7 protein-coding genes are annotated in these 7803 nt (G+C 71.0%); 6 read left to right on the top strand and 1 reads right to left on the bottom strand.

Annotation, left to right across the window (positions count from 1 at the left end; all coding sequences use genetic code 11):
* On the top strand, window positions 1–732 hold a 732-nt coding region (locus ABZ953_RS38930), incomplete at its 5' end, for a fructose-bisphosphatase class II family protein (protein WP_361734216.1).
* A 27-nt stretch (window positions 733–759) separates the two neighbouring features.
* Here the strand turns inward: ABZ953_RS38930 and ABZ953_RS38935 are convergent.
* Window positions 760–1974, bottom strand: a complete 1215-nt coding sequence (locus tag ABZ953_RS38935) for a transposase (protein WP_361734218.1) — start codon at window positions 1972–1974, stop codon at window positions 760–762.
* Window positions 1975–2206: 232 nt separating this feature from the next.
* Here ABZ953_RS38935 and ABZ953_RS38940 point away from each other — a divergent pair, with 232 nt between their 5' ends.
* The 5 genes from ABZ953_RS38940 (at window position 2207) to ABZ953_RS38960 (ending at window position 7712) form a co-directional block, all read left to right on the top strand.
* Window positions 2207–2845 carry a TetR/AcrR family transcriptional regulator gene (locus ABZ953_RS38940; RefSeq protein WP_361734220.1) on the top strand — a complete coding sequence of 213 codons (639 nt, stop codon included), beginning with the start codon at window positions 2207–2209 and terminating at the stop codon, window positions 2843–2845.
* Window positions 2829–4133, top strand: a complete 1305-nt coding sequence (locus ABZ953_RS38945; RefSeq protein ID WP_361734221.1) for a sulfotransferase — start codon at window positions 2829–2831, stop codon at window positions 4131–4133. The genes ABZ953_RS38940 and ABZ953_RS38945 overlap by 17 nt, the downstream gene beginning before the upstream one ends.
* Window positions 4134–4363: 230 nt before the next feature.
* Entirely contained in the window at window positions 4364–5749 is a 1386-nt protein-coding gene (locus ABZ953_RS38950; RefSeq protein ID WP_361734223.1) for an MFS transporter, read from the top strand.
* 80 nt (window positions 5750–5829) lie between these two features.
* Complete coding sequence (locus ABZ953_RS38955) at window positions 5830–7026, top strand: acyltransferase (protein WP_361734225.1); 1197 nt, start codon at window positions 5830–5832, stop codon at window positions 7024–7026.
* 236 nt (window positions 7027–7262) lie between these two features.
* Window positions 7263–7712, top strand: a complete 450-nt coding sequence (locus ABZ953_RS38960; protein WP_361734227.1) for a MarR family transcriptional regulator — start codon at window positions 7263–7265, stop codon at window positions 7710–7712.
* Window positions 7713–7803 lie beyond the last annotated feature (91 nt).

Genomic DNA, 7803 nt, shown 5'->3' on the forward strand with positions numbered 1-7803 from the left:
GACCCGATCGACGGCACGACCCTCTGCGCGAAGGGCATGCCGAACGCCATCGCCGTGCTGGCCGCCGCCGACCGCGGCGCCATGTTCGACCCGTCGGCCGTCTTCTACATGGACAAGCTGGTCACAGGCCCCGAGGCCGCCGATTACGTGGACATCAACGCGCCCGCCTCGGTCAACATCCGCCGCGTCGCCAGGGCGAAGGACGTCGCCCCCGAGGACGTCACCGTCGTCGTACTGGACCGCCCCCGGCACCAGGGGATCATCGACGAGGTCCGCGCGACCGGTGCCCGCATCAAGCTCATCTCGGACGGCGACGTCGCGGGCTCGGTGATGGCCGTGCGCGAGGACAGCGGTGTCGACCTGCTCTTGGGCATCGGCGGCACCCCCGAGGGCATCATCTCGGCCTGCGCGATCAAGTGCCTGGGCGGCGTGATCCAGGGCAAGTTGTGGCCCAAGGACGACACCGAGCGCCGGCGGGCCATCGACGCGGGCCACGACCTGGACCGCACGCTGTCCACCGATGACCTGGTCAAGGGCGACAACGTCTTCTTCGTCGCCACCGGCATCACCGACGGCGAGCTCCTGCGGGGCGTGCGCTACGGCGCCGAGAGCGCCACCACGGAGTCCCTGGTCATGCGCTCCCGCTCCCGCACGATCCGCCGCATCGACTCCACGCACCGGCTGTCGAAGCTGCGCGCGTACAGCGCCATCGACTTCGGCCGGGCGAGCTGAGGGCCTGTCTGAGGATTTCGGGTCGGCTCAGGCGATGTACCGCTGCGGTTGCGGCTGCGGCTGCGGCTGCTGCCCGGCCGAGCCTCTCGCGACGAGCCGCTGGTACGCGTACGCGGCGGACGCCAGGGTCATGTGGTGGTGCCAGCCGGGATACGAACGACCCTCGAAGTCGCGTAGACCGTAGTTCTCCGTGAGGTCCGCGAGAGCGGCGGCGGTGCCGGACTGCGCCTGTATCAGCGGCAGCAGGTCGTGCAGCGGCGGGTGCACCAGGCTGGTGAGCCAGACGCGCCCGACGCCGTGGGCCCCGGGGCGCCGCCGGGCGAAGACGCGGTAGACGCCGGGGGCGATACCGCGCCGCCCGGGAAGGCGCACCAGGGCGGAGACGAGGCGGTCGGCGCGCGGCGGGCCGTGCCTGAGCTCGGTCGCGATGGCCGCCGTCCCCTTGGGCGACAGGAGTTGGAGCAGCCGTCCGGCGGTGAGGGTCCCGTCGGGCGAGCCCGGCGCGAGCACGCGCTGGCCCTCCGGTACGACCCGGAGGCCGTGCGGCACGGCGATCACGCAGTCGCGCCCGCGCGCGGTCAGCTCCGCGGCCAGGTGCGCCCCGGACGTCGGATGGTGGCACGTGTCGGCGACCACCGGCACCGGTTCACGGTGGCTGAGGGGGGCGAGCGAGTCGACGAGGTGCAGGACGTGCTCCGTGGGGGAGCCGTACCGCACGGTCTCCGGGATACGTGTCCGGGCGCGCAGCTCCTCGTCCTCGTGCCACTCCTTGGGCAGCCGCAGTCGCCATCCCACGGGGATGTGCGCGGCGTCCGACGAAAGGAACAGGCCGATTCCCATCTGGCAGTTGACGGTACGCCCAGTGGCCCGCTCGAAGCGCTGGTGCACGCCGCAGGAGTGGCTGCCGCGCTTGGGCAGCACCGCGACACCGACGGTCCAGGCACGCACCCGGGTGTGGCGCTCGGCCAGGTGCAGCAGCTCACGGCGGGCCGGTTGCCAGTCCCAGGGACTGGCGTTGGCGAACTGGTGCAGGGACTGGGCGGCCGTCGGACCGGCGTGCAGCTGTGCCGCGAGCCGTCTGACCGACTTCCTGCCGGGCGTGGTGAGCAGTCCCAGCACGTAGGCCGCGGCCCAGCGCCGCTGATCCGCGCGGCGCAGATGGCCGAAGACGGTCTCCGCGTACGAACTGATCGACGCGTCCCCGATCAGCTCGGGCAGCCGGTGGTCCTGGAGCTCTGTCATGGCATTCCCTCCCCGTGATGGCGCCTGACCCCACTAGAATAGAGAACGTTCGTTTTCTTTTGAAGCCCGGGGAGCAGTCGGCCGCTACTTGGCCAAGTTCGACACCCTCCGGGCAGCGCGAGGGTCGACTTTCGGAAGTCGGCGTTGTCGGGGCCGCGCCCAGTGCCCACAGTGGCTGTGGCGTGCAGGACCGGAGCGGGATCTGGGACTCCGGGGAACAGGGAAGGGCGCGATGGTGAAGCAGGAACGGGCCGCGAGGACCAGGGAGGCCCTGGTCCTCGCAGCGGCCCGCGAGTTCGAACACACGGGATACGAGGGCACGTCCCTGGGCCGCGTCGCCGGGTCCGCGGGTATTTCGGTAGGTGCCCTCACCTTCCACTTCCCTTCCAAGGCGGCGCTGGCCCAGGCCGTACGGACACGCGGGGACGCCGCCGTTCTCGAGTGCGTGGCGGAAGCGGGCGCGGGCTCGGCGCCGCCGCTCGCCACCGTGGTCGCGCTGACCCTGGACCTGGCGCGGCTGCTCGAAAGGGACGAGGTGGTGCGCGCGGCGATCCGGCTGTGGCGCGAGCTTCCCGAGGGCGACGGCACGTGGTCCGCGCTCTGGCTGCCCGCGGTGGCCGAGATCCTCACCCGCGCGGACCGGGGCGCACTCGGCCCCGCCGTCGCCGCAGGCGATGTGGTGCTCCTTGCCGAGTACCTCCTGGCGGGCGCGGAAGCCCGCCTCTGGGGGCGGCTCAACGGCCTGCCCGGCGAGGGCGACGACAGCGACGACAGCGTGGAGCGGCACCTCTCCCGCCTCTGGACCCTCGTCCTGCCGGGCATTGCCAGTACACCCGTATCTGGAAGGTGGGTCGGTGAGCAGACGGAGTGAACCAGCTGTCCTCGCGCGTGAGTCCGCTGTCCCCTGGGGCGGACCCGGGGGCGGCCCGGCATGGGGGAGGGGCGGTGGGCAACCGCGACGGACGTCCGGTGACCTGCTGCGGGCGGCGGGGCACGCGCCGCCGCACGGGCGCGTCGACCTGCGTGACCGCGACGTGCTCGCCGTGGACGACCTCCTGGAACGGGCGCGCGAGGACGGTGAAGCGGGCGCCGTCGGACTGCGTTTCCTGCCCGCGCTCGACCGGCTCCTGCACTCCCTCGACACCGAGGCCGACCTGCACGCGGAGGGCCGCAGAGCCGCCCGCTCCGAGCTGATGTCGGCCCTCCGGAAGCAGCAGCAGATGATCCGGCTGCTGCGGGACCGGCCCGAGATCGCACTGAACGACATCCGGGCCCCGCTCTTCGTCACCGGACTCCCGGGCAGCGGCGCGGCGATGCTGCACAACGCCCTCGCGGAGCACCCCGGCCTCGACGCGCCGACCCTGGCGGAACTGCACGACCCGGCAGGCCGCCCCACCACCCTGCGGCAGCGCCGCGCCGCACTGGACCGGGCAAGGAGCGTCGCGCGGGACCCGGCGCGCGCCACCGCGGAACGGGGCTCCGGGCTGCTCGTCGACGCCACGCGGCCCGGCGGCTGCCACCGGCTTCTCGGCAACGCGTTCCACGGCATGACGGCGACGCTCTCCTGGCGCGTGCCCAGCTACGCGGCATGGCTGGAGACGGCGGACACGACGGAGGCGTACGCGTTCCACCGCGCCCAGATCCAGGCGGTCACCTGGCGCATCCCGGCCTCCCGCCTCGTGCTGCGCGACTCCTTCCACGCCCGCTATCTGAAGCAACTGCTGCGGGTCTACCCCGACGCCAAGGTGATCCAGGTGCACCGCGATCCGGCGGACACCGTCGCCGCGTGCGCCGGTATCGCGACGGCTCTGCGCGGGCGGACGGCCCGTCAGGTGCGGCCCGCCGGGCAGGAGTGGGCCGATCGCGTCGAGCGCCACATCACGGCGTCCGAGCGGGCGCGGCTCGACGTGCCCCGGGGGCGCCTGCTCGACCTGCGCTTCGACGACCTGGTGGCCGACCCGGCCGGGCAGGTGCGGGCCGTACTCGCCTTCGCGGGCGTCACCGCGACGCCGATGTTCGACCGCGTGGTGTCGACGTTCGTCGACGGAACGGTCCGCGAGGCACGCCGTTCCCGCTTCTTCCAGCCCGCCGAATTCGGCCTCTCCCGTCGGGGGTTGACCAGTCGCTTCTCCCTGTACCGGGCGAGGTACGGGGTGTGAAGCCCGAGGCTCAGCAAGTACCACGACCCAGCAAGTACGCAGACCCAAGAAGCAGCCCAAGAAAGCGAGTGCTGTCGGTGACCGTGGAAATCGACCAGGCGACACGACCACCCCTGCGGGCGGCGCCCGAAGACACAGCAAGTGAAGACACAGCAAGTGAAGACACAGCAAGTGAAGACACAGCGAGTGAAGACACAGAAAGCGCCGAACCGGGCATTCCCCCATGGCGGTTGGCCCTCACCGTGGGCGTCGTCGCCCTCGGCGGTTTGCTCTTCGGCTTCGACACGGGCGTCATCTCGGGAGCCCTGCTGTTCCTCAAGGAGGACTTCCACCTGACGTCCTTCCAGGAGGGGGCGGTGATCTCGTCCCTCCTGCTCGGCGCTGCGGCCGGTGCCCTCTGGAGCGGCGGTCCCGCCGACCGCTGGGGGCGCCGCAAGACGCTGATCGTCATCGCCGCCACCTTCACGCTCGGGCTCGCCCTCGCCACCCTGTCCACCGGCTTCTGGACCCTGGTGGCCGCGCGGGTGGTCCTCGGCCTCGCCGTGGGCTCCGCGTCCTCACTCGTCCCGCTGTACCTGGCCGAGGTGGCGCCGCCCCGGTTGCGCGGCCGCCTCATCACGGTGAACCAGATCCTGCTCACCGCGGGCATCCTCGTCTCATACCTGATCAACCTCTGGTTCGCCGAGGACGCCAACTGGCGTGCGATGTTCGGCGCGGGCCTGGTCCCGTCGGTCCTGATGCTCGTCGGCCTCTTCTTCGTGCCCGAGAGCCCCGTGTGGCTCCACCGGCGCCGACGTGCCGAGCGCGGGGGCCAGGGGCTGTCCGTCCCGGGTGACGAGCCCGTCCCGGCGTCGGGCCCCGGCCCCGGCACCTTGCGCGGGATGCTGGCCGAGCCGGTCGTGCGGCGCGGTCTCCTCATCGGCGTCACGATCGGGGCGGTGCAGCAGTTCGCGGGGATCAACACGATCATCTACTACGCCCCCAGCATCATGCAGCGGGCCGGTCTTCCGGCCACGAACTCGATCATGTACTCCGTCGCCATCGGCGTGGCCAACCTGCTCATGACGATCGCAGCGATACCGCTGGTCGACCGGGCAGGCCGCAAGCCGCTGCTCGTCTTCTCCCTGGTGGGCATGGCGGCGGCGCTCGTGCCGCTCGGCTGCGCCCTGAATGGGGCGTTCGGCGAGGCCTCGCACGGGGTCAGCCTGTTCTCCATGGGGCTTTACGTGTCCGCCTTCGCGGTCGGCATCGGCCCGGTCTTCTGGATCCTCGCCGCGGAGGTCTTCCCGCCCGCCGTGCGCGCCAAGGGCGTGGCACTGTGCGTCCTCGTCAACTGGTCCGCCAACTTCGTCGTGGGCCAGCTCTTCCTGCCCGCGGCCGACGCGTTCGGCGAGGCGGCCGTCTTCTGGTGCTTCGCCGCGGTCTGCCTCGGCGCCCTGGTCTTCGTGGTGCGCGCGGTGCCCGAGACGAAGAACCGCTCGTTCGCCGAGATCCAGCAGGACTTGGCGGCGGGGTCCGTGCCCCGGGGCTCGCGCCGCGGCGTACCCACATCCACAACGTCGTCCACAGCGCCGTCAGCGTCCACAGCGTCCAAAGCGTCCATAACGCAGCACTAATCCTTGCATCAGGATGCATTAACTGCCCCCGCATGCTTCCCGCACACTCTTCCCCGCCCACTTCCTCACGGAGGCCTTCCATGGCGACGAACGTCGCGCCCCGCAGCAGTACGGTCCACGTCCCGCCCACCAGACCCGAGGGCTTCACCCGGCTGCCCTCGCTGACAGGCCTGCGCTTCATCGCCGCGGTGATGGTCTTCCTCTTCCACGCGTCCCTGACGACGGAGCCGCCCCTGAACCCCTTCAGCGGCGGAGTCTCGGACGTCTTCCACGCGGCCGCCAGCAAGACGGGCTGGATGGGCGTCACCTTCTTCTTCCTGCTCAGCGGCTTCATCCTGACCTACTCCGCCCGCCCGAGCGACACGCCCCGCAAGTTCTTGCGCCGCCGCCTCGTCAAGCTCTACCCGAGCCACGTGGCCGGCTGGATCGGGGCGATGGTGCTGTTCGCCGCGGCGACCGCCACCTGGCAGCAGTGGCTGCCCAACCTGCTCCTGCTGCAAACGTGGATCCCGGACTACCACACGTACCTGAGCATCAACCCGCCGAGCTGGTCGCTGTCCTGCGAGGTCTTCTTCTACCTCTGCTTCCCCCTGCTGCACCGGTGGATCTCGGCGATACGGCCCGAGCGGCTGTGGGCGTGGGCGGGCGGCCTCGTCGTCACGATCACCGCGATCCCGGCCCTCGGCTACCTCCTGCTGCCCGACGGCACCATGTCCAATGGCTTCCCGGTCTCCGAGATCCAGTACTGGGCCGTCTACATGCTGCCGCCGGTGCGCACCCTCGACTTCGTCCTGGGCATCGTCATGGCGCGCATCCTCATGACCGGCCGCTGGATCAACCTGGGGCTGCTGCCCGCCTGCGGTCTCGTCGTCGTGGGCTACGCGATCGCCAACGCCACGCCCTGGCTCTTCGGTCTCAACGCGGCGGCGCTCATCCCGTTCGCGCTGCTCATCCCCGCCGTCGCCACCACCGACCTGCGCGGCGGCCGCTCGCCCTTCCGAGGGCGCGTCATGGTGTGGCTGGGCGAGGTGTCGTTCGCCTTCTACATCGTGCACAACGTCCTTCTGGTGTACGTCCGTTCGCTGATCGGCGAGACGCGCCAGTTCGGGTTCGTCGGAGGCATGGGCGTCATGGCCCTCTACTTCGTGGTGTGCATGGGCTTCGCGTGGCTGCTGCACAAGGGTGTCGAGATGCCGATGATGCGCAGGTTTGCCAAGCCCCGCGCCGCACGGCGGCGTGGCGCGGACGCGGCGCCCGCGCCGGTGTCCAGCGGCTGATCTGACGGCCCGCCGGTGAACGAGCCGGTGCACCCCTGAACCGGGGCGCACCGGCTCTTCTTTCTGCCCGCACTCATGTCAGCACTTCCGCCCGTACACCCTGGCCCTTGCGACCCCCTCTGACCTATGCTTGCAAAGGCAAGTATTCACTGCTGTGACGACACCGTGGGGCGCGGAGCTGCCTCAAGGGGGCCGGGGTCCGGGCGCAGGCGAAGGACGGGACGGTGAGGGACGGCATGGCGACTGCCGCGCGCGGGCGACTCAGTGGCGAACTCGAGCTGTGGAGGCAACTGCTGCTCCTGGTGAACGGGGTGAGTACGACCCTCGACAAGAAGCTCCAGCGCCAACACGGCGTCACCGCATCGGAGTTCACGGCCCTGTCGGTCCTGTCGCGCGGGGCGCTGCGCATGCAGGAGCTTGCCGACTCGGTGGGTTCCAGTCAGTCCACGATGAGCCGCCTGGTCAGCCGCCTGGAGAACGAGGGCCTCGTGGCCCGTACGGTCGGCGAGGAAGACCGGCGGGTGATGTTCGCGCACCTCACCGCCGAGGGCCGCAAACTGGTCGCCCAGGCGCAGGGCACGTTCGCCAAGGAACTGTCGCTCGCACTCGACATGGCCTCCTTCGAGCCGGAGACGGCGTCCCTGGTCAACCGGCTCCGGCACACTCCCGCGGCTCCGGCGCGCTAGGGGGTGTCTGACAATTCCGGTCTGATCAGCGAGATTCGGCTGAGCTGGCAATCCGGAGGTGCGCCGATCGGCTGGGGGGACTGGGCAGTGG

It is taken from the genome of Streptomyces sp. NPDC046465 (genome assembly GCF_040646035.1).
In the GTDB taxonomy this organism is placed as follows: Bacteria; Actinomycetota; Actinomycetes; order Streptomycetales; family Streptomycetaceae; genus Streptomyces.